The sequence below is a fragment of the Pseudomonas sp. ok266 genome (assembly GCF_900110195.1).
Classification (GTDB): domain Bacteria; phylum Pseudomonadota; class Gammaproteobacteria; order Pseudomonadales; family Pseudomonadaceae; genus Aquipseudomonas; species Aquipseudomonas neuropathica.
In genome coordinates this window covers 534,463-554,705 of record NZ_FOCU01000001.1, presented here as the reverse complement: position 1 = coordinate 554,705, position 20,243 = coordinate 534,463, and the positions used below count along the sequence as shown (strand labels likewise).

Genomic DNA, 20,243 nt, shown 5'->3' with positions numbered 1-20,243 from the left:
AATATTCGATGCAGAACAGACTGTGTTTCATCCAGCTTGTTCACGCGCAACATTTTGTCGAGGCGCCAGCGGCACCTCAAAGAATCGTATAAACGAAGGACTAAACCGGCAAATTCGGCGAAAAAGCGAAGTTTAGTCGATAAACCGTAGCTTTCTGCCGCAAACCCATTCAGCCAGATCAGGTCTGAAAACCTGATAGGCGTGGTCGCCGGTAAAACGGATCAGTATCCTAGCACCCTCTCGCCCGCCGACGCTAAGACCAAGCGGGCAGCCCAACAGGTTAAAAAACGAATGAATGCTCTAGCCCGCCGCGCCGCAGGCCTGCTGCTCAGCACAGTCTGCCTGCCCCTTTCGGCCTTGGCGGCCGACCCGCAACCGACTCACGAATTCACCCTCGACAACGGCCTCAAGGTCGTCGTGCGCGAAGACCATCGCGCGCCGGTGGTGGTCTCGCAGGTCTGGTACAAGGTCGGCTCCAGCTACGAAACCCCGGGCCAGACCGGTCTGTCCCACGCGCTTGAGCACATGATGTTCAAGGGCAGTGAAAAAGTCGGTCCCGGCGAAGCCTCGCTGATCCTGCGTGACCTCGGCGCCGAAGAGAACGCCTTCACCAGCGACGATTTCACCGCTTATTACCAGGTGCTGGCCCGCGACCGTCTGGGCGTAGCCTTCGAACTGGAAGCCGACCGCATGGCAAATCTGCGCCTGCCGGCCGACGAGTTCGCCAAGGAAATCGAAGTCATCAAGGAAGAGCGCCGTTTGCGCACCGATGACAAGCCGATGTCCAAGGCTTACGAGCGCTACAAGGCCATGGCCTACCCGGCCAGCGGTTACCACACGCCAACCATTGGCTGGATGGCCGACCTCGACCGGATGAAAGTCGAGGAGCTGCGCCACTGGTACCAATCCTGGTACGTGCCGAACAACGCCACGCTGGTCGTAGTCGGTGACGTTACTCCGGACGAAGTGAAAACCCTCGCCCAGCGCTATTTCGGCCCGATCGCCAAGCGCGACGTGCCGCCAGCGAAAAAACCGCTGGAGCTGGCCGAACCCGGCGAACGCCAGATCACCCTGCACGTGCAGACTCAGTTGCCTAGCTTGATGCTCGGTTTCAACGTGCCAAGCATTGCCACGGCTGAAGACAAACGCTCGGTCAACGCCTTGCGCCTGATCTCGGCGTTGCTCGACGGCGGTTACAGCGGGCGCATCCCGACGCAACTGGAGCGCGGCGAAGAGCTGGTCTCCGGCGGTTCGTCGAGCTACGACGCCTATACCCGTGGCGACAGTCTGTTCACCCTGTCGGCAACCCCGAACACCCAGAAGAAAAAGACTATCGCGCAAGCCGAGGCGGGCTTGTGGAAACTGCTGGAACAACTGAAAACCACCGCACCGTCCGCTGAAGAACTGGAGCGCGTGCGAGCACAAGTGATTGCCGGTCTGGTCTTCGAACGTGATTCGATCACCAGTCAGGCCACCGCCATCGGTCAACTCGAGACCGTAGGTCTGTCGTGGAAACTGATGGACACCGAACTCGCCGATCTGGAAAGCGTGACCCCGCAAGACATCCAGAATGCCGCCAAGCTGTATTTCACCCGCGAACGTCTCAGCGTCGCCCACGTCCTGCCACTGGAGACGACTCATGAGTAAGCGCAAATCCCCACGCCTGCTGCTCGGCCTGATCGCCGCGGCGGTGATCGGCTCTGCCGCGCTCTACCTGTCGCCTGGCGCTGACAGCAATGCCAGCGAAGCCCTCGACAACGCCAAGACCAGCCAGAAGCTGCAATCACTGACCGAACTCGACGGCAAGGCCCCGGCCAGCCGCAAACTCGACGTGCAAACCTGGAACACCGCCGAAGGCGCCAAAGTATTGTTCGTCGAAGCCCATGAGCTGCCGATGTTCGACATGCGCCTGATCTTCGCCGCCGGCAGCAGCCAGGACGGCAGCGCGTCGGGTCTGGCGGTGCTGACCAACGCAATGCTCAACGAAGGTGTCGCCGGTAAAGACGTCGGCGCCATCGCGCAAGGCTTCGAAGGCCTCGGTGCGGATTTCGGCAACGGTGCTTTCAAGGACATGGCGCTGGCTTCGCTACGCAGCTTGAGTGCCACCGACAAGCGTGAACCGGCGCTGAAGCTGTTTTCGGAAGTGGTTGGCAAACCGACCTTCCCGGCCGATTCGTTCGCACGCATCAAGAACCAGCTGCTCGCCGGTTTCGAATACCAGAAACAGAACCCCGGCAAACTCGCCAGCCTTGAGCTGATGAAGCGCTTGTACGGCGATCACCCGTACGCGCATTCGAGTGACGGTAACCCGCAGAGCGTGCCGAAGATCACCCTCGCGCAGTTGCGTGAGTTCCACGCCAAGGCCTACGCCGCTGGCAACGTGGTGATCGCGCTGGTCGGCGACCTGTCGCGGGCGGACGCCGAAGCAATTGCCAATCAGGTCTCTTCTGCCCTGCCGAAAGGCCCGGCGCTGGCGAAGATCGCCCAGCCACAGGAACCGAAGGCCAGCACAGGCCATATCGAGTTCCCGTCGAAGCAGACCAATCTGATGATCGCGCAACTGGGTATCGACCGTGACGATCCGGATTACGCCGCGCTGTCGATGGGCAACCAGATCCTCGGTGGCGGCGGTTTCGGCACGCGCCTGATGAGTGAAGTGCGCGAGAAGCGCGGCCTGACCTACGGCGTGTACTCGGCGTTCAGCCCGATGCAGGTACGTGGCCCGTTCATGATCAACCTGCAAACCCGCGCAGAAATGAGCGAGGGCACCCTGAAACTGGTGCAGGACGTGCTCGCTGACTACCTGAAAACCGGGCCGACGCAGAAGGAACTCGACGACGCCAAACGCGAACTGGCCGGCAGCTTCCCGCTGTCCACCGCGAGCAATGCCGATATCGTCGGCCAACTCGGCGCGATGGGCTTCTATAATCTGCCGCTGAGCTACCTGGATGACTTCATGCGTCAGTCGCAAAGCCTGACCGTGGAACAAGTCCGCGACGCTCTGAACAAACACCTGAGCACGGACAAAATGGTCATCGTCACCGCTGGCCCGACCGTGCCGCAAAAGCCGTTACCGGCCCCATCTGATAAACCTGCCGAGCAACCGCTCGGGGTTCCGGAGCACTAATGGCGACTCGAGCACCCAAGAAACCTGCGCAAAACGTTCACAACGGTGTGAACCAGTTGCGCATCATTGGCGGCCAATGGCGCAGCCGCAAGCTGAGCTTCCCCGACGCACCGGGCCTGCGCCCGACGCCGGATCGCGTGCGTGAAACCTTGTTCAACTGGCTCGCACCGTACGTTGAAGGGGCCAAGGTGCTTGATCCGTTCGCCGGCAGTGGCGCGCTGTTTCTCGAAGCGCTGTCCCGTGGCGCGGCCATGGGTCAGGCGCTGGATGCCAGCAACATTGCGGTGTCCAGCCTGAAAGAACACCTCGGCACCCTGCGCTGCACCAACGGCCAGGTGCAGACCGCCGACGCCCTGCGTTATCTGGAAACCCAGACCGCAACACCGTTCGACCTGGTATTCCTCGACCCGCCGTTCAACCAGAACCTGCTGCCTGCCGTCTGCACCTTGCTCGAAGAGCGCCAGTGGCTGGCGCCGGACTCGTGGATCTACACTGAAAGCGAAACGGCGCCATCGACGCTGGGCCTGCCGGGCAACTGGCGCCTGCACCGCGAACAGAAATCCGGCCGGGTTTATTACGCGTTGTGGCAACGTACGGCAGAGATCGCCGGTTAACCGACCGGTCCGAATAAGCGGCGCCCCTTCCAACAGGGTCGCCGCTCTGCATCGAGAACCATCGTGTCCGCCTCTTCAGAACGCTTCAACCCCGCCTTCGGCCTCGGCAATCCGCACCTGCAAACCTTGTGGGGGCCGCTGTGGCGCAAAACCGTACATATCGAGCGTGAACGCGAACGCCTGTGGCTTGAGGATGGCGACTTTCTCGATCTCGACTGGCACGGCCCGCACACCGCCGATGCACCACTGGTGCTGGTGTTACACGGTCTGACCGGGTCCTCCAATTCGCCTTATGTAGCGGGCATCCAGAAGTCATTGGCTGATCAAGGCTGGGCCAGTGTTGCGTTGAACTGGCGCGGCTGCTCTGGCGAACCGAATTTGCTGCCGCGCAGCTATCACTCCGGCGCCAGCGAAGACCTCGCCGAAACCATCAGACATCTGCGCGCCAAACGACCGCTGGCACCGCTGTATGCCGTCGGCTACTCCCTGGGCGGCAACGTGCTGCTTAAACACCTCGGGGAAACCGGCAGCGCCAGCGGCGTGCTCGGCGCCGTGGCGGTATCAGTGCCGTTTCGCCTCGACCAATGCGCCGACCGCATCGGCCAGGGATTTTCCAAGGTCTATCAGGCGCACTTCATGCGCGAGATGGTCGCCTATATCAAGAACAAGCAGCGGAAGTTTCAACACGACGGGCGTGAAGAAGGACTCGCCGCGCTGGCCGCCCTCGGCTCGCTGGAAAACATGCGCACCTTCTGGGATTTCGATGGCCGGGTAACCGCGCCGTTGCACGGGTTCGAGGATGCCGAGGATTACTATCGCCGCGCTTCTAGCCGCTATTTCCTCGGCGAGATCCGCACGCCGACCCTGATCATTCAAGCGGCGGACGATCCTTTCGTGTTCCCGCACAGTTTGCCGCAGGCCAATGAGCTATCGGCGTCAACCGTCTTCGAATTGCAGGCACGCGGTGGGCATGTCGGCTTTGTCGAAGGCTCGCTGCGTCAGCCCGGTTACTACCTGGAGCGGCGCATCCCGCAGTGGCTGGCTCGCGTGTCCGCATGAGCGATCAGGGCGAGTCGATCCGCTTCTGGCAAACCGCGCCGCTGGCCGGGGTCGAGTTGCTGTCGGCGCGCTACATCGAGCATCGCTTCGCCCCGCATGTGCATGACGGCTATGTGATCGGCATGATCATGGCCGGCGCCCAGCGTTATCGCTATCGCGGCGCCGAGCATCTGGCGGGCAGCGGCACGCTGGTACTGATCAATCCGGACGAGCTGCACACCGGGCACAAGGGCACCGAGGACGGCTGGCTGTACCGGGCGTTTTATCCCGATACCGCGCAAATCGTTTCGCTGCTGGATGAGCTGGAGCTGTCCACCAGCAACCTGCCGGCGTTCAGCGCCACGTTGTATCGCGATGCGGATCTGGTCAACGGCTTTGCGCAGTTGCACCGTCTGCTCGAAAGCCCGACCACCGCGCTGCAACAGCAGACGGTGTGGCGCGAGATGATGTTGCGGCTGTTGCAGCGCCATGCGGCAGTGCCCGTGCCCGGCCGAGCCGGCAAGGAACACCGCGCGGTGCTGTTGGGCAAAGAACTGCTGCGCGCGCAACTGGCGGCGCCGCCATCGCTGGAAGAGCTCGCGGCGGCGGTCAATCTGTCACCCTTCCATTTCGCCCGAGTATTCCGTCGCGCCACCGGCATGCCGCCGCACACCTGGCTGATGCAGCAGCGCATCGCCCAGGCCCGCGCACTCCTGCAACATGGCTGCCTGCCCGTGGAGGTCGCCACGCAATTGGGTTTTGCCGACCAGAGCCATTTGAGCCGACAGTTCAAACAGGCTTATGGTGTCGGGCCCGCCGCTTACCGCAGCGCCCGACAGCTTCCTTCAGACAACGAATAACCAATGTGGGAGCGAGCCTGCTCGCGAAAGCGGTTGTTCATTCAACATTAATGTCGACTGATCCGACACCTTCGCGAGCAGGCTCGCTCCCACAGATGTTGGTTATTCGCCGGTGGCGATACCGCGCGAAGGCTCGTTGATCCACTCACTCCACGACCCGGCATACAACGACCCCAACGGATAACCCGCCAGACACAAGGCAAACAGGTTATGACACGCCGTCACGCCGGACCCGCAATACGCAACCAGATCCGCTGGCGAACGCTCACCCAGCTTCGCGGCAAAACGCTGCTTGAGTTGATCCGCCGGCAGGAATCGTCCATCGCTGCCGAGGTTGTCGGTGAACGCCGTGCATTGCGCACCGGGAATATGCCCGGCAACCGGATCAATCGGCTCGACCTCACCTTTGAAACGCGGCAAAGCCCGGGCATCGATCAACGTCAGCGCCGGTTGACCAAGGCGCTGTTGCAGTTGCTCGGCGCTGAGCAGCAGGCGGGTGTCCGGCTGGCCACTGAAATTGCCACGGGTAACCGTCGGCGCATCCAGGCTCAGCGGGAGCCCCGCCGCATGCCACGCCTTGAGCCCGCCATCGAGAATGAACACACCGTCGCGCTTGCCCAGCCAAGCCAGCAACCACCACGCCCGCGCCGCGTAGGCACCGGGACCGTCGTCGTACAAAACCACGTCGCTGTCGCTGTTGATGCCCCACGCCTGCAGCCGCTCGATCAACGCCGCCGGCTCGGGCAACGGGTGACGGCCAGTCACGCCTTTGACCACTTTACCGCTGAGGTCACGCTCAAGGTCAGCAAAGCTCGCCCCGGCAATGTGCCCTTCGGCATAGCTGCGCTGACCGTAGTCCGGGTCTTCGAGGGCAAAACGACAATCGAGAATCACCAGCCCTGGCTGCGCCTTGCGGGCGTCCAGTGCTTCGGGGCTGATCAGTTGCGCAATCGGCATAACGGGCTCCCTGAGGGATTTCAACAGAACGGTTTATTTCACGTCTTCGAGGGCCTGGGCCAGCGGCACGTAGAATTCCTCGAACAACGCATTGACCTCGTCACGCGCCTGCTCGGTGACAAACCCGGCTTCGAGCACCAGTACCTGATACACGCCACGTTTAATAGCTTGTTCACTGAGGTGGTTGGAGTTTTCGCGGGTGGTGCACAGGAAGCGCACCCAGGACGTCAGGATGATCCAGGCATTGAGGGTCAGGGATTCGATCTGCACGCGATCCATATCAAGGATCCCGGCGGCAACAAAACCTTCGTAGATCGCCGCGCCCTGAATCACGCAGCGCTGGGAAAAGCGCCGATAGCGGGCGGCCAGTTCCGGATCGCTGTCGAGCAGATGCTCCAGATCGCGGTGCAGAAAGCGGTAGCGCCACATCGCCGAGAGCAATTCCTTGAGATAGAAACGCTTGTCCTCGACCGTCGCCGCGCGCCCCTGCGGCGGACGCAGAAAGCTGTCCACGAGGCTTTCGTACTCACTGAACAACACGGCGATGATCGCCTGCTTGTTGGGGAAGTGGTAGTACAGGTTGCCCGGAGAAATCTCCATGTGGGCGGCAATATGATTGGTGCTGATGCTGCGCTCGCCCTGCTGATTGAACAGTTCAAGGCTGTTCAGCACGATACGCTCGCTGGTTTTTATTCGTGGGGCCATGGCTTGAGCTTTAATTCAGAGTGCGTTGGGGAGCATCTTACGACCTAACCGGAAATGGATAAAACACTGCCGTGCAAGGAAGTCATTTGACTTTCTAGAGCATAGACTCTAAAAAGTTCATCACTACAATAAATCCGGAGCAGACCATGACTGCCGACGTTGCTTACCTGCAAACGCTGCAACAACCGCTGGCCGAACTGGACCGGTTGTTCGAGGCGCAGCGGGCTGCGTATGCCGCCAATCCGATGCCGCCCGCCGCCCAGCGCCAGCAATGGCTCAAGGCCCTGAGTGATTTGCTCAGCAACGAGCGTCAGGCCTTGATCGAGGCGATCAGCTCCGATTTCAGCCATCGCAGCGCCGACGAAACCTTGCTCGCCGAACTGATGCCGAGCCTGCACGGCATTCATTACGCCAACCGCCATCTCAAAGGCTGGATGAAAGCTTCGCGGCGCAAGGTCGGCATCGCGTTTCAGCCCGCTTCGGCAAAAGTGGTGTATCAACCATTGGGCGTGGTTGGCGTCATCGTGCCGTGGAACTACCCGTTGTATCTGGCCGTCGGCCCACTGGTCGGCGCCTTGGCGGCGGGTAACCGGGTGATGCTCAAACTGAGCGAATCGACCCCGGCCACCGGCTTGTTGATGAAAGAACTGCTGGCACGAATTTTCCCCGAAGACCTGGTCTGCGTGGTGCTCGGTGAAGCCGACATCGGCGTGGCGTTCTCGCGCTTGCGCTTCGACCACTTGCTGTTTACCGGCGCCACCAGCATCGGCAAACACGTGATGCGCGCCGCCGCCGAAAACCTCACCCCGGTCACCCTGGAGCTGGGCGGCAAGTCGCCGGCCATCGTCTCCCGCGATGTCCCGCTCAAGGATGCCGCCGAGCGCATAGCCTTCGGTAAAACCCTCAACGCCGGCCAGACCTGCGTTGCCCCGGATTACGTGCTGGTGCCGGAAGACCGGGTCGGTGCTTTTGTCGAAGCCTATCGCCAGGCGGTGCAGGGTTTTTACCCGACACTCACCGACAATCCGGACTACACGGCGATCATCAACGAACGCCAACTGGCGCGGCTCAACGGTTATGTAAGCGACGCCACCAGCAAGGGAGCGCTGTTGATTCCGCTGTTCGAGCAGGGCCAGGGCCGACGCATGCCGCACAGTGTGCTGCTGAATGTCAGCGATGAGATGACGGTGATGCAGGACGAAATCTTCGGCCCGCTGCTGCCGATCGTGCCGTATCAGGACCTGGAGCAGGCATTTGCTTACATCAATCAGCGGCCACGTCCTCTGGCTCTTTACTACTTTGGCTACGACAAACGCGAACAGAACCGGGTGCTACACGAAACTCATTCCGGCGGTGTGTGCCTGAACGATACCTTGCTGCATGTGGCTCAGGACGATATGCCATTCGGTGGCATCGGCGCTTCGGGCATGGGCCACTACCACGGTCACGAAGGCTTCCTGACCTTCAGCAAGGCCAAGGGCGTGCTGATTAAACAGCGCTTCAACGCAGCCCGACTGATTTACCCGCCCTACGGCACATCGATTCAGAAACTGATCCAGAAGCTGTTCATTCGCTAAACCTTTGTCATCGCCGGGTAATAAAAACAATGCACCCAAGCCTGACCGAAACACCTGCACTGTCGCGCCGTGGCCTGCTGAAATTCAGCCTTGGCGCCACGGCGTTTCTCGCCACCGCCGGACTCGGCGCCAGCCTAAGTGGCTGTTCGTCGAGCGTCGCGGCCAACGGCTTTGTCTCGTTGCGCGACGGCGACCTGCTGTTTCTGCGCGCACTGATTCCGGTGATGCTCGACGGCGCCGTGGCAGCCGAGAAGATGCCGAGCGCGGTTGATGGCACGCTCAAGTCGCTGGACTACAGCCTTGATCACCTGTCGCCGGAAATGCTCAAGCTCACCCGGCAACTGTTCGACGTACTCGGCATGGCCGTGACGCGCGGGCCACTCACCGGGATCTGGGGCAGCTGGGAAAATGCCAGCCCCGAGGCCATGCGCCATTTCCTCGAGCGCTGGGAAAACAGTTCGCTGAACCTACTGCGCATGGGGCATAGCTCGTTGCAGCAGATGGTGATGATGGCCTGGTATACCCGCGCAGAATCGTGGGCGCATTGCGGTTATCCAGGGCCGCCTAGCGTCTGAAACCGTGTCGCTCCCTTCGCGAGCAAGCTCGCTCCCACATTTGAAATGCATTCCCCTGTAGGAGTGAGCCTGCTCGCGATGAGGCCCGCCAGAACAACAAAAACAAGAGAACCTGATCGATGCCCGTACCCGACCCGTTCCGCGAAGGCCTCGCCCGAGGCTGGAAAACCTACAACGGCGCACAACTGAGCGACGATCTCAGCCTTGAAGCCGACGTGGCCATCATCGGCAGCGGCGCCGGTGGCGGCACCACGGCAGAAATCCTCAGCGCTGCCGGCTACAAAGTTCTGCTGATCGAAGAAGGCCCGCTGAAAACCAGTTCAGATTTCAAAATGCTCGAAGACAAGGCCTACAGCAGCCTTTATCAGGAAGGCATCGGGCGCATGAGCAAGGACGGCGCGATCACCATTCTTCAGGGCCGCGCGGTCGGCGGCACGACGCTGATCAACTGGACCTCGAGCTTTCGCACCCCGGAGCCGACCCTCGAGCACTGGGCCAAGGAACACAACGTCAAAGGTCACAGCCCTGCCGAGATGGCGCCGTGGTTCGAGAAAATGGAGCAGCGCCTCGGCGTCGCCCCGTGGAGGGTGCCACCCAATGCCAACAACGACGTGATCCGTAAAGGCTGCGAACAACTTGGCTATAGCTGGCACGTGATCCCACGTAACGTGCGCGGCTGCTGGAACCTCGGCTATTGCGGCATGGGCTGTCCGACCAATGCCAAACAATCGATGATGGTCACGACCATTCCGGCGACTCTGGAAAAGGGCGGCGAACTGCTGTATCTGGCCCGCGCGGAGAAGCTGCTGATCAACGGCGACAAGGTCACTGGCCTGCAATGCGTGGCGATGGACGAACGTTGCGTCACGCCGACCGGGCGCAAGATCACGGTCAAGGCGCGGCATTACGTGCTCGCCGGCGGCGGCATCAACAGCCCGGCGCTGCTGCTGCGTTCGGATGCTGCGGACCCACATAAAACCCTGGGAAAACGTACCTTCCTGCACCCGGTGAACATGTCCGCAGCGCGCTTCGACGAAGTCATCAACCCGTTTTACGGGGCGCCGCAGTCGATCTATTCCGACCATTTCCAGTGGAAGGACGGCACCAGCGGGCCGATGGCCTTCAAACTCGAAGTGCCGCCGTTGCATCCGGCCTTGGCTGCCACCCTGCTCGGCGGCTTTGGCGCAGAGAGCGCGCAACACATGGCAGACCTGCCGCACACCCACGCCATGCTGGCCTTGCTACGTGACGGTTTTCACCCGGACAGCACGGGCGGCACCGTCGAGCTGCGTGGCGATGGTTCGCCGGTGCTCGACTATCAGGTGTCACCCTACGCCTGGGAAGGCTTGCGCCGGGCTTTTCACGTCATGGCCGAAATCCAGTTCGCCGGCGGTGCAAAAGCGGTGATGCCGATGCACGCCGACGCCCGTTACGTGAAAACCCTGGCCGAGGCCCGCACGTTGATCGATGGTTTGAGCCTTGAGCTGTACCGCACGCGTCTGGGCAGCGCGCACGTCATGGGCGGTTGCGCGATGGGCGAAGAGCCGAAAAGCGCAGTCACCGACAGTCTTGGCCGGCATCATCAACTGGCTAATCTGTCGATTCACGACGGCTCGCTGTTCCCTACCAGCATCGGCGCCAACCCGCAGCTATCGGTGTATGGCCTGACCGCGCAACTGGCGACTTCCCTCGCCGATCGGCTGAGAAACCCGTGAAAAAACCAATTAATTGCCTCGTCTATAGTGCTTTCTTACCCAACAGGCGACTTGGCCGACCGGGACGGCTGCGATACCATCCGACTCCCCAACGGACTCCCGCCAGGACGACGCGATGAACCGAGTGTTGTACCCAGGTACCTTCGACCCTATTACCAAGGGCCATGGCGATCTGGTCGAACGCGCCTCGCGCCTGTTCGACCACGTGATTATTGCAGTCGCTGCCAGCCCGAAGAAAAACCCGCTGTTCCCGCTGGAACAACGGGTAGAACTGGCTCGCGAAGTGACCAAACACCTGCCGAACGTGGAAGTGGTCGGTTTCTCGACACTGCTGGCGCATTTCGCCAAAGAGCAGAACGCCAACGTGTTCCTGCGCGGTCTGCGTGCGGTGTCGGACTTCGAATACGAATTCCAGCTGGCCAACATGAACCGTCAGTTGGCCCCGGATGTGGAGAGCCTGTTTCTCACGCCGTCCGAGCGTTATTCGTTCATTTCCTCGACGCTGGTGCGGGAAATTGCCGCGCTGGGCGGCGATATCAGCAAGTTCGTCCACCCGGCCGTGGCTGATGCGTTGACCCTGCGCTTCAAGAAGTAGGAGCTGCCGAAGGCTGTGATCTTTTGCTTTTAAAAGATTGCAGTCTCGTGCCCTTGATCGCAGCCGCGTGCACTGCGCTCGCCAATGCGGCACAATTGCGCGCATTGATTTATAGCGCCCGGGCCTGCCGCCCCGGCTGGAGTTAGCATGTCCCTGATCATCACCGACGATTGCATCAACTGCGACGTCTGCGAACCCGAGTGCCCGAACGCCGCCATCTCCCAAGGCGAAGAGATCTACGTGATCGACCCGAACCTGTGCACCCAGTGCGTCGGCCACTACGACGAACCACAATGCCAGCAGGTCTGCCCGGTGGATTGCATTCCGCTGGACGAAGCGCATCCGGAGACTGAAGAACAGTTGATGGAGAAATACCGCAAGATCACTGGCAAGGCTTGATCCGCCGGATTTGTAGCGCTCTTTCGGGCCTCTTCGCGAGCAAGCTCGCTCCCACATTTAAAATGCGTTCCAATGTGGGAGCGAGCTTGCTCGCGAAAGGGCCGTCAGCCACACAGGAAATCCCTGCTCAGCTTACTCGCGCTGCTCAAACCCCTCCCCGATACACCCCAGGCACCGCACAAAAGCGGCTTTAGCCGGATCAACTACCAGCGCCTGCCCGGCATCGCCCACCCCGCCGCCGAGTGCGGTAAACGGCAACGACACGACGAACGCCCCCGCACCGATCACCGTCGCCACCACCAATAAAGGTCGGGCAATCAGCAAGTCGCCGATCATCGCGTAGGCCGGTGGATTCTGGATGGTGTAGCGCGGGTCACCGCTGCCGTTTTCCGTGGCCTGAACAGCCAGACTGGAACACAGCAGCAGCGTAACAACGAGGGTTTGCAAGGATTTCATGGCACGATCCTTCGGGCTGAACAGTGAGACCACTCACTATAGACCGTAGGACTTTTTCAGCCGTTTGCCTCAGCTCTGGCAGCGCGGGCAGAACACACTGGCACGCTGGCCGAGCTTCACTTCACGCAAACCGGTACCGCAGACCTTGCAGTGTTCACCGCCACGGCCATAGACAAACAGTTCCTGCTGGAAATACCCCGGCTGACCGTCGCCGCCAATGAAATCGCGCAGCGTCGTACCTCCGCGCTCGATGGCAGCGGCCAGAATGCGTTTGATCTCTATCGCCAGCTTCAGATAGCGCCCCCGGGAAATGCCCCCGGCCTCGCGGCGCGGGTCAATCCCGGCGGCGAACAGCGCTTCGGTCGCGTAAATATTGCCGACCCCGACCACCACTGCGTTGTCCATGATGAACGGCTTGACCGCCATCGACCGCCCGCGTGATAGCTGAAACAAGCGCTCGCCGTCGAACAGATCGGTCAGTGGCTCAGGCCCCAAGCGAATCAGCAGTTCATGATTGAGCGGGTCGTTGCTCCACAACATCGCGCCGAACCGGCGCGGATCGGTGTAGCGCAGCGCCAGCCCTGACTCCAGCTCGATATCGACGTGTTCGTGCTTAAGCGCCGGCAATCCGACTTCAACCAGACGCAAATTACCCGACATGCCCAAGTGGCTGATCAGCGTGCCGACTTCGGCGTTGATCAGCAGATACTTGGCGCGACGCTCGACCAGCACGATGCGCTGCCCCGACAGGCGCACATCGAGGTCTTCGGGGATCGGCCAGCGCAACCGCCGGTCACGCACGATCACCCGACTGACGCGCTGGCCTTCCAGGTGCGGGGCAATCCCGCGACGGGTGGTTTCGACTTCTGGCAGTTCAGGCATGGCGTTCTCGGATCAATGCGCGCCGAGGTCGCGGATTGTTTGTTTGAGAGTTTCGAAGTCGTAATCCGACAGTCCTACATAGTCGAGTACCAGCGGGCCGACGGCGTTCCATTCGGAATCTTCGGTCTGGTTGCCCAGCACACGGTATGACGCACAAATATGCTCGGCCATCTTCAGGATCGCCAGGAGGTTTTTCAGCTGACTGTTGCGCGACGATTCATCGCTGAAGATCGCCAGGGCGTTGTGGTGATTGGCGATCGCCGCACTGACATGCTCCGGCAGGCGCCACGACTTGGCGGTGTAGTAGCCGACCACCGCGTGGTTGGTGTTGAACTCGCTGTTCTCGGTGTCGACCACCCGACATTCAGCGCTGGCATTGGCGTAAGCCTTTTCCAGCACCGTCATGTAATTGGGAAACCGTTGCAGCATCAACGGCACACCACAATCGTGGAACAGGCCCAAGGCGTAAGCCTCGTCACCGGCCTGAGTGCCGATACGCTTGGCCAGCGTCAGGCAGGTCATCGCCACATCCTGGGCGGTGTCCCAGAAGCGGTTAAGGGTGACGATGGTGTCGTCGTTCATCTCGCCCTTGATCGACTGCGCGTTGATCAGGTTGATGATCGAGCGGCTACCCAGCAGGTTCACCGCGCGCTGAATCGAGGTGATTTTGTTGCTCAAGCCGTAATACGGCGAGTTGACGATCTTCAGCAACGAGCCGGACAGCCCGGGATCCTGGGCGATCAGCTTGGCGATCACCTCCAGGTCCGGGTCGGGCATGTACTGCTCCATTTGCAGATCCACCATGATCTGCGGTTGCGCAGGCACGCTGATGCCTTGCAGCGATTGTTGAATCTGTTCGGTGGTCAGCTCTTGGGACATAAGTACACACTCTGGGACAGGCGGCGATTCTAACCTCTAAAAACCGCACGACGACACACCAGTGGGCAATTGTCAGGAACTTTCATTCACGTCCAGGCTTCGGAATCTGTAATGCCCAACGGGTCACACCGGCCCATTGCGGCGGCAAACTCCCACAGACTCAGGAGCTTATCGATGGCCACTTCCCTCAACGGCAAACGCGTCGCCATTTTGGTAACAGACGGTTTCGAGCAGGTCGAACTGACCGGTCCCAAGCAGGCACTGGAGCAAGCGGGCGCGCAAGTCGACATCCTCTCCGCCGAGGCCGGCAAGGTCAAAGGCTGGAACCACGATAAACCAGCGGACGACTTCGAGGTCGACCAGACTTTCCAGAGCGCCAGCAGCGAGCAGTACGACGCGATCGTCCTGCCGGGCGGCGTGCAGAACTCCGACACCATCCGCATCGATCAGGATGCCCAGCACCTGGTCAAGACCGGCGCCTCTGCTGGCAAACCGATTGCGGTGATCTGCCATGGCGGATGGCTGCTGATTTCCGCCGGGCTCGTCAACGGCAAGACCATGACCAGTTACAAGACACTCAAGGATGATCTGGTGAATGCCGGGGCCAACTGGGTCGATAAAGAAGTGGTCAAGGATGGTCACCTGATCAGCAGCCGTCAGCCGGATGATATTCCGGCGTTCAGCAAGGAGTTGATCACCGCGCTGTCGGCGTAGCATTCGAGGCCGTCTCGCGAGCAAGCTCGCTCACACAGTAGATTCTGGATCGACACAAGGTCCCTGTGGGAGCGAGCTTGCTCGCGAAGAGGCCATCAGCGTTTCATCGCTCATCAAACCCGGCACAAGTCGCAACACGCTATACTCCCGCTCTTTTTTCCGGAGCGACGTCATGTCCCTGCCTAGCTTGCGCCTCAAAGCCAACGCCGACCGTCGCCTGCGCGCCGGTCACCTGTGGGTCTACAGCAACGAAATCGATGTAGCCGCCACCCCGCTTCACGGCTTCAATGCCGGCGACCAGGCCATCCTCGAAGCCGCTGGCGGCAAGCCGTTGGGCATCGTGGCGATGAGCCCGAACAACCTGATCTGCGCCCGCCTGCTGTCGCGCGATATTAAAGTTGCGCTGGACAAGTCGCTGCTGGTGCACCGTCTGAACGTGGCCCTGTCACTGCGCGAGCGCCTGTTCGACAAACCGTTTTACCGTCTGGTCTATGGCGACTCCGACCTGTTGCCAGGCCTGGTCGTTGACCGTTTCGGTGACATTCTTGTGGTGCAGATCGCCTCGGCGACCATGGAAGCGCACAAAGATGACGTGATCGCGGCCCTGACCCAAGTACTCAAGCCAAGCGGCATCCTGTTCAAGAACGACTCCGCAGCCCGTGATGCCGAAGGCCTCAACCGCTACGTCGAAACCGTGTTCGGCCTGGTGCCGGAGTGGGTGGCGCTGGAAGAGAACGGCGTGAAGTTCGAAGCCCCGGTCATTCAGGGGCAGAAAACCGGCTGGTTCTACGACCACCGCATGAACCGTGCACGCCTGGCCCCTTACGCCAAAGGCAAACGCGTCCTCGACCTCTATAGCTACATCGGTGGCTGGGGCGTGCAGGCTGCTGCGTTCGGCGCCAGCGAAGTGTTCTGCGTCGACGCCTCGGCTTTCGCCCTCGACGGCGTTGAGCGCAACGCCGCGCTGAACGGTTTCGCCGACAAGATGACCTGCATCGAAGGCGACGTCTTCGAAGCCTTGAAAGAGCTGAAAGCCAGCGAAGAGCGCTTCGACGTGATCGTGGCCGACCCGCCAGCGTTCATCAAACGCAAGAAAGACATGAAAAACGGCGAAGGCGCCTACCGTCGCCTGAACGAGCAAGCCATGCGCCTGCTCAACAAGGACGGCATCCTGGTCAGCGCGTCGTGCTCGATGCACCTGCCGGAAGATGACCTGCAGAACATCCTGCTGACCAGCGCCCGTCACCTGGATCGCAACATCCAGTTGCTCGAGCGGGGCGGCCAGGGTCCGGATCACCCGGTGCACCCTGCCATCGCCGAAACACGCTACATCAAGAGCATCACCTGCCGCCTGCTGCCCAACAGCTGATTTTTTGCGGATAACGGGGAGCCAGCAGGCTCCCCGTTTTGGTTTCTGGCATCGCCCTTCCCTTCACTATCTTCCTGGACTTCCTACAATTATATTCCCGCAGACATGCAGGACATTTCCTTACGTCTTTTAATTACTGAAACTTGCCCTACAAGTTTATTTTCAGCTAAAGATTGCTCCGACAAAATTACTGGAAATTTCCTACCTAATATCCCCTTGCCAATAATCCATTACAAACTATTATGAAGTTGTCACCACGAGGTGACTTCAACTATCAATGAACAAGGAGTTCACATCATGAAAAGTATTTCTCTGGAAAGTAAAAAAATCGCAAACCTGGCTTTTCTGGTTGCCCCTAAAGCCCGCTAAGTAAGTCAGGACGCTGGGGAGTGCCGGCAACCCGGCGTCCTTTTGACTTCTTCCAGAGTGAAACGATCAATATGCACATCAATCCTTACTTGTTTATATTGCCGCGCCAGACCGGACAAGTTGTGTGGAATTATAAAAACCATACACAACACGAACTTGATCTGAACTATGCAACTCGCCTTGCGCAACTAATCAACAACCCTCAACTGTTCGACGCGCACAACATAATAGACACACAACTATTGAGCGCAGATATTCTTACCGTTTCAAAAATAGACAATCCGCCATGGGGCTGGGATGAGCTGTCGAAGATTTATCACATCGGCACACAAAATATTCCCTGCGAACATACCCCACAGAATATTCACGAGTGGTCCAGGCAATATCTGGCGCACTGCAACGAAGTACTGGCCACCCCACAGCCTGCTACAGACCGCCCGACACCAGCACCCGAGCAGCGTATCGCCCTGCCTGCGCCGGGCGCTTTGAATAACGACCGTCTGGGAAATGTTCTGCTCCAGCGCAAAACCTGCCGCTCCTATACAGGTGCAGCGATAACGCTGAAGGACGTCGGCACCCTGCTTTACCTTTCCCTCGGTTATCTCCATGAACGAGACAATGATCGCGACGACAGCATCGCCCAAGGACTAAGCGCACGGCGAAGCAGTCCTTCCGCGGGGGGCCTGAACGCTTGCGAAGGCTTCCTCCTGGTGCAGAACGTCGATGGCCTGGAACCGGGCATCTATGCCTATCATCCGGCCGACCACACCCTGAGCCGGATCAATCCGCTGCCTCAACCAGCGCTGGGCCAATTGCTCGGCGGTCAGCACTTCATCAACAACCTGCCGCTGGGGTTGTTCATCACCGCCCGTTTTGACCGGCTATGGTGGAAGTACGAACACTCGCGGGCCTATCGCATGGCCTTCGTTGAAGCGGGCCACTTGTCGCAAACCTTTCAACTGGTCGCCACGGCACTGGGCCTCAACACCTGGCTGACCGGCGCATTTGCCGACCAGCAGGTCGAAGCACTGCTCAATCTCGAGGGCAGTGCTGAACAACCGCTGTTCTTTGTTGGCTGTGGACAAAGCGACGGGCAAGTGATGTGCCACGAAATGCGCGAGCTGTTGCGCGAGGGACAGGCATGACCCTGTCGATGGCCGACCCTGATCAAGCGCCGGTGTCCTGGGCGCTCAAATTTACCTTGGGAGACTGGGAAAGCCGGGCCTCGGTGCGCAGCAGTACCCATGACTATCAATTGCCCGCCGATGTGCCGCTGCAACTGCAAACCCGCCACTGGTTCCCGCCGGCATTTCTGCCTTATCTGGCACATCCGGCCATCCAGGCGGCGGGGCGCGACGTACAGCATCGACTGGCAGCCAACCATCTGGTGCATTTTCTCGATTACACCACCTTGCTTGAACACCGCATCGTCAATCGTGCAGTGGAAGTCATCGTGCACCGGGAACTGCCCCTTTACGTGCCTCTGCCGATGAAGCACGCCGCGCTGCAGCTCTACACCGACGAGGGTTATCACGCGCTGTTCTCCAATCGTCTCGCCGAACAGATCGCCGCGTTTTACGGGTTCACCGGACGTCCGACGATTCCGAAGCGCATCAGCCGCCTCAACGCACTGATCGCCCGCACCCCGGAAAACAACCGGCCACTGGCATGGTTTCTGCTCGGTTTCGTCTCGGAAACCATCATTGCCCGCGAGCTGCTGGACGTCTGCCGCGACAGCCTGGTGTCCAGCGTCAACGACATGCTGCGCGACCACCTGACTGACGAAGCCCGCCACAGCCGCTACTTCAGCGAGGTGTTCCATTATTTCTGGCTGTCGATGAACAGCCGCCAGCGTGCGTTTGTGAGCCGGACACTGCTGGAGATCATCGGGATTTTTTTCGAGGCCGACGAACGCTGGCTGCAACAGAGCCTGCGAGGGGCAGGCATCGCCGACAGTGACGTGAAACAAATCGTCGGCGGCATGGCAACGGTGCAAGCCAACCGGGCCCGTGCACGATCAGGCGCCATCGCAACGCTGGACGCACTACGCAAGGCCGGTTTTTTCGCACTTCCCCATAACCAGAAACTTTTCGCCAAGGCAGGACTGATCGATGGATAAAGGACAATCCGTGGCAACCACCAGGCAGCGCCGCGCCGCTGTCAGCCTGTTGCTGGCCATGGTGCTGCTGGGTGTGTTTCCACTGGACGTGCTGCTGCCCTCCTTTCCGGCAATGGCGACGCACTTTCTCCGTTCACCGGCAGACATCGCACTGTCCATCAGCCTGTTCGCCGTGGGGATCGCGTTTGCCCAGCTCTTGATCGGCCCCCTCTCGGACGTGATCGGGCGCAAGGGCCTGTTACTCGCCGGCATGAGCGTATCGATGCTGGGTGCGTTCGGTTGCGTGATGACCTCCGATTACACGCTATTCCTGGTATTTCGGGTGATGCAGGCCTTGGGCTGTGGATGTTTCGTGCTGTCGCAGGCACTGGTGCAGGATCTGTTCGAAGGTGAAGAGCGCGACCGGTTACGGATCCTGATGGTCACGGCGACCGGGATATTCATTTCGGTATCGCCGCTGGCCGGGACTTTTCTCCAGGCGACACTTGGTTGGCGCGGCAGCTTCTGGGTCTTTTGCGCACTGTCCGCCATGGTGCTGATCAAGGCCTGGCTGTTTTTACCGAGCAGCCGTCCGGCCTCAGGTGGTTCGCCGACCGGCTTCTTTCAATCCTACCGACGCGTGTTGGGCGACTTCGAGTTTGTCGGCTACTGGCTGATTTCGGCGTTTGCCTTCGCCTGCCACTTCTCGTTCATCGTGATTTCGCCGCTGATTTTCATGGACCAACTGCAACTCGCGCCTTACGACTTTTCGCTGATCCTGCTGGTTTACGGTGCGGCGTATGTTGTCGGCGGGATCATCGCCGCGGTACTCAATCGACGCATCACGCCGGTTCAGCAAATCTTCACCGGGCTGAGCCTGATACTGCTGTCGGGACTGGCAATGCTGTACCTGGCAGCCAATCATGTGTTGGCACCGGCCACGGTGTTGATCCCGATGCTGATCTGCACCGCTGGCACCACCATTGCCCGCCCCGCCGCTACCTCTCGGGCCATGGGCCTGTTTCCTGAAAACGCCGGCACATCGGCCTCGGCGGGCAGTACGATCATCTTTATTTGTGGCGGCCTGATCAGCGCATTGATCAGCCTCAGTCCGGCCAATCTGCAATTGACGCTGGGCTACAGCTTTGTCCTGCTGAGCGCGATCGCGCTGGTGCTCAACAACCGGCTCAGCCGTCGCGCGAAAAACCTTGAAGGCAACGTCATGGCGCAGACCGGCGGTGATTAAACCCGCCAGTCGTCATCCCATACACGCCGTCTGCACTGGAACAACGCTTTGCGCCATTCCCTCCAGAC

At 60.3% G+C, this 20,243-nt stretch carries 20 protein-coding genes; 15 read left to right on the top strand and 5 right to left on the bottom strand.

Annotated elements, in window-relative coordinates; all coding sequences use genetic code 11:
• The first annotated feature begins 291 nt into the window (after positions 1-291).
• The 5 genes from BMY54_RS02620 to BMY54_RS02600 all read left to right on the top strand — a co-directional run bounded on the left by BMY54_RS02620 (position 292) and on the right by BMY54_RS02600 (position 5,639).
• A complete protein-coding gene (locus BMY54_RS02620) occupies positions 292-1,647 on the top strand; it encodes a M16 family metallopeptidase (RefSeq protein WP_007913612.1) in 1,356 nt (451 codons plus the stop codon).
• Entirely contained in the window at positions 1,640-3,127 is a 1,488-nt protein-coding gene (locus tag BMY54_RS02615; protein ID WP_093429824.1) for a M16 family metallopeptidase, read from the top strand. The genes BMY54_RS02620 and BMY54_RS02615 overlap by 8 nt, the downstream gene beginning before the upstream one ends.
• A complete protein-coding gene (gene rsmD, locus BMY54_RS02610; RefSeq protein WP_093429823.1) occupies positions 3,127-3,741 on the top strand; it encodes a 16S rRNA (guanine(966)-N(2))-methyltransferase RsmD in 615 nt (204 codons plus the stop codon). Before BMY54_RS02615 ends, rsmD begins: the two co-directional genes overlap by 1 nt.
• Before the next feature lie 63 nt (positions 3,742-3,804).
• Positions 3,805-4,800: a hydrolase gene (locus BMY54_RS02605; RefSeq protein WP_093429822.1), complete on the top strand. Its 996-nt coding sequence runs from the start codon at positions 3,805-3,807 to the stop codon at positions 4,798-4,800.
• The gene (locus BMY54_RS02600; RefSeq protein ID WP_093429821.1) at positions 4,797-5,639 is read left to right on the top strand and encodes an AraC family transcriptional regulator; all 843 of its coding nucleotides are present in this window, start codon (positions 4,797-4,799) and stop codon (positions 5,637-5,639) included. The genes BMY54_RS02605 and BMY54_RS02600 overlap by 4 nt, the downstream gene beginning before the upstream one ends.
• 102 nt (positions 5,640-5,741) lie before the next feature.
• Here the strand turns inward: BMY54_RS02600 and BMY54_RS02595 are convergent, their stop codons facing one another.
• Positions 5,742-6,596 (bottom strand): sulfurtransferase, encoded by an 855-nt coding sequence (locus BMY54_RS02595; RefSeq protein WP_093429820.1) that lies wholly within the window; start codon positions 6,594-6,596, stop codon positions 5,742-5,744.
• Between the two features lie 33 nt (positions 6,597-6,629).
• A complete protein-coding gene (locus BMY54_RS02590; RefSeq protein ID WP_007913599.1) occupies positions 6,630-7,301 on the bottom strand; it encodes a TetR/AcrR family transcriptional regulator in 672 nt (223 codons plus the stop codon).
• A gap of 146 nt (positions 7,302-7,447) precedes the next feature.
• Between BMY54_RS02590 and BMY54_RS02585 the strand changes: the two genes are divergently transcribed.
• From BMY54_RS02585 to BMY54_RS02565, 5 genes are all read left to right on the top strand, one after another.
• A complete protein-coding gene (locus BMY54_RS02585; protein WP_093429819.1) occupies positions 7,448-8,878 on the top strand; it encodes a coniferyl aldehyde dehydrogenase in 1,431 nt (476 codons plus the stop codon).
• A 29-nt stretch (positions 8,879-8,907) separates the two neighbouring features.
• Positions 8,908-9,453: a twin-arginine translocation pathway signal protein gene (locus tag BMY54_RS02580; protein WP_093429818.1), complete on the top strand. Its 546-nt coding sequence runs from the start codon at positions 8,908-8,910 to the stop codon at positions 9,451-9,453.
• A 119-nt stretch (positions 9,454-9,572) separates the two neighbouring features.
• On the top strand, positions 9,573-11,168 hold the full coding sequence (locus BMY54_RS02575; RefSeq protein ID WP_093429817.1) for a GMC family oxidoreductase: 1,596 nt from the start codon (positions 9,573-9,575) through the stop codon (positions 11,166-11,168).
• A 115-nt stretch (positions 11,169-11,283) separates the two neighbouring features.
• Positions 11,284-11,763 (top strand): pantetheine-phosphate adenylyltransferase, encoded by a 480-nt coding sequence (gene coaD / locus BMY54_RS02570; RefSeq protein WP_003229157.1) that lies wholly within the window; start codon positions 11,284-11,286, stop codon positions 11,761-11,763.
• 147 nt (positions 11,764-11,910) lie between these two features.
• Complete coding sequence (locus BMY54_RS02565) at positions 11,911-12,162, top strand: YfhL family 4Fe-4S dicluster ferredoxin (protein WP_003195146.1); 252 nt, start codon at positions 11,911-11,913, stop codon at positions 12,160-12,162.
• Positions 12,163-12,294: 132 nt separating this feature from the next.
• On the opposite strand, the gene BMY54_RS02560 is transcribed toward BMY54_RS02565, so the two are convergent.
• From BMY54_RS02560 to BMY54_RS02550, 3 genes are all read right to left on the bottom strand, one after another.
• Positions 12,295-12,618, bottom strand: a complete 324-nt coding sequence (locus BMY54_RS02560) for a multidrug transporter (RefSeq protein ID WP_093429816.1) — start codon at positions 12,616-12,618, stop codon at positions 12,295-12,297.
• A 69-nt stretch (positions 12,619-12,687) separates the two neighbouring features.
• Positions 12,688-13,500 carry a bifunctional DNA-formamidopyrimidine glycosylase/DNA-(apurinic or apyrimidinic site) lyase gene (mutM, locus tag BMY54_RS02555; RefSeq protein ID WP_007913582.1) on the bottom strand — a complete coding sequence of 271 codons (813 nt, stop codon included), beginning with the start codon at positions 13,498-13,500 and terminating at the stop codon, positions 12,688-12,690.
• A gap of 12 nt (positions 13,501-13,512) precedes the next feature.
• Positions 13,513-14,325 carry an HDOD domain-containing protein gene (locus tag BMY54_RS02550; RefSeq protein WP_175559546.1) on the bottom strand — a complete coding sequence of 271 codons (813 nt, stop codon included), beginning with the start codon at positions 14,323-14,325 and terminating at the stop codon, positions 13,513-13,515.
• 228 nt (positions 14,326-14,553) lie between these two features.
• Here BMY54_RS02550 and BMY54_RS02545 point away from each other — a divergent pair, with 228 nt between their 5' ends.
• The 5 genes from BMY54_RS02545 to BMY54_RS02525 all read left to right on the top strand — a co-directional run bounded on the left by BMY54_RS02545 (position 14,554) and on the right by BMY54_RS02525 (position 20,175).
• Positions 14,554-15,093, top strand: coding sequence for a type 1 glutamine amidotransferase domain-containing protein (locus BMY54_RS02545; protein ID WP_093429814.1), 540 nt, complete (start codon positions 14,554-14,556; stop codon positions 15,091-15,093).
• Positions 15,094-15,265: 172 nt separating this feature from the next.
• A complete protein-coding gene (locus BMY54_RS02540) occupies positions 15,266-16,462 on the top strand; it encodes a class I SAM-dependent rRNA methyltransferase (RefSeq protein ID WP_093429813.1) in 1,197 nt (398 codons plus the stop codon).
• Positions 16,463-16,902: 440 nt separating this feature from the next.
• A complete protein-coding gene (locus BMY54_RS02535) occupies positions 16,903-17,976 on the top strand; it encodes a SagB family peptide dehydrogenase (protein ID WP_093429812.1) in 1,074 nt (357 codons plus the stop codon).
• Positions 17,973-18,950 carry a diiron oxygenase gene (locus tag BMY54_RS02530; RefSeq protein WP_093429811.1) on the top strand — a complete coding sequence of 326 codons (978 nt, stop codon included), beginning with the start codon at positions 17,973-17,975 and terminating at the stop codon, positions 18,948-18,950. Before BMY54_RS02535 ends, BMY54_RS02530 begins: the two co-directional genes overlap by 4 nt.
• A complete protein-coding gene (locus BMY54_RS02525) occupies positions 18,943-20,175 on the top strand; it encodes a multidrug effflux MFS transporter (RefSeq protein ID WP_093429810.1) in 1,233 nt (410 codons plus the stop codon). The genes BMY54_RS02530 and BMY54_RS02525 overlap by 8 nt, the downstream gene beginning before the upstream one ends.
• Positions 20,176-20,243 lie beyond the last annotated feature (68 nt).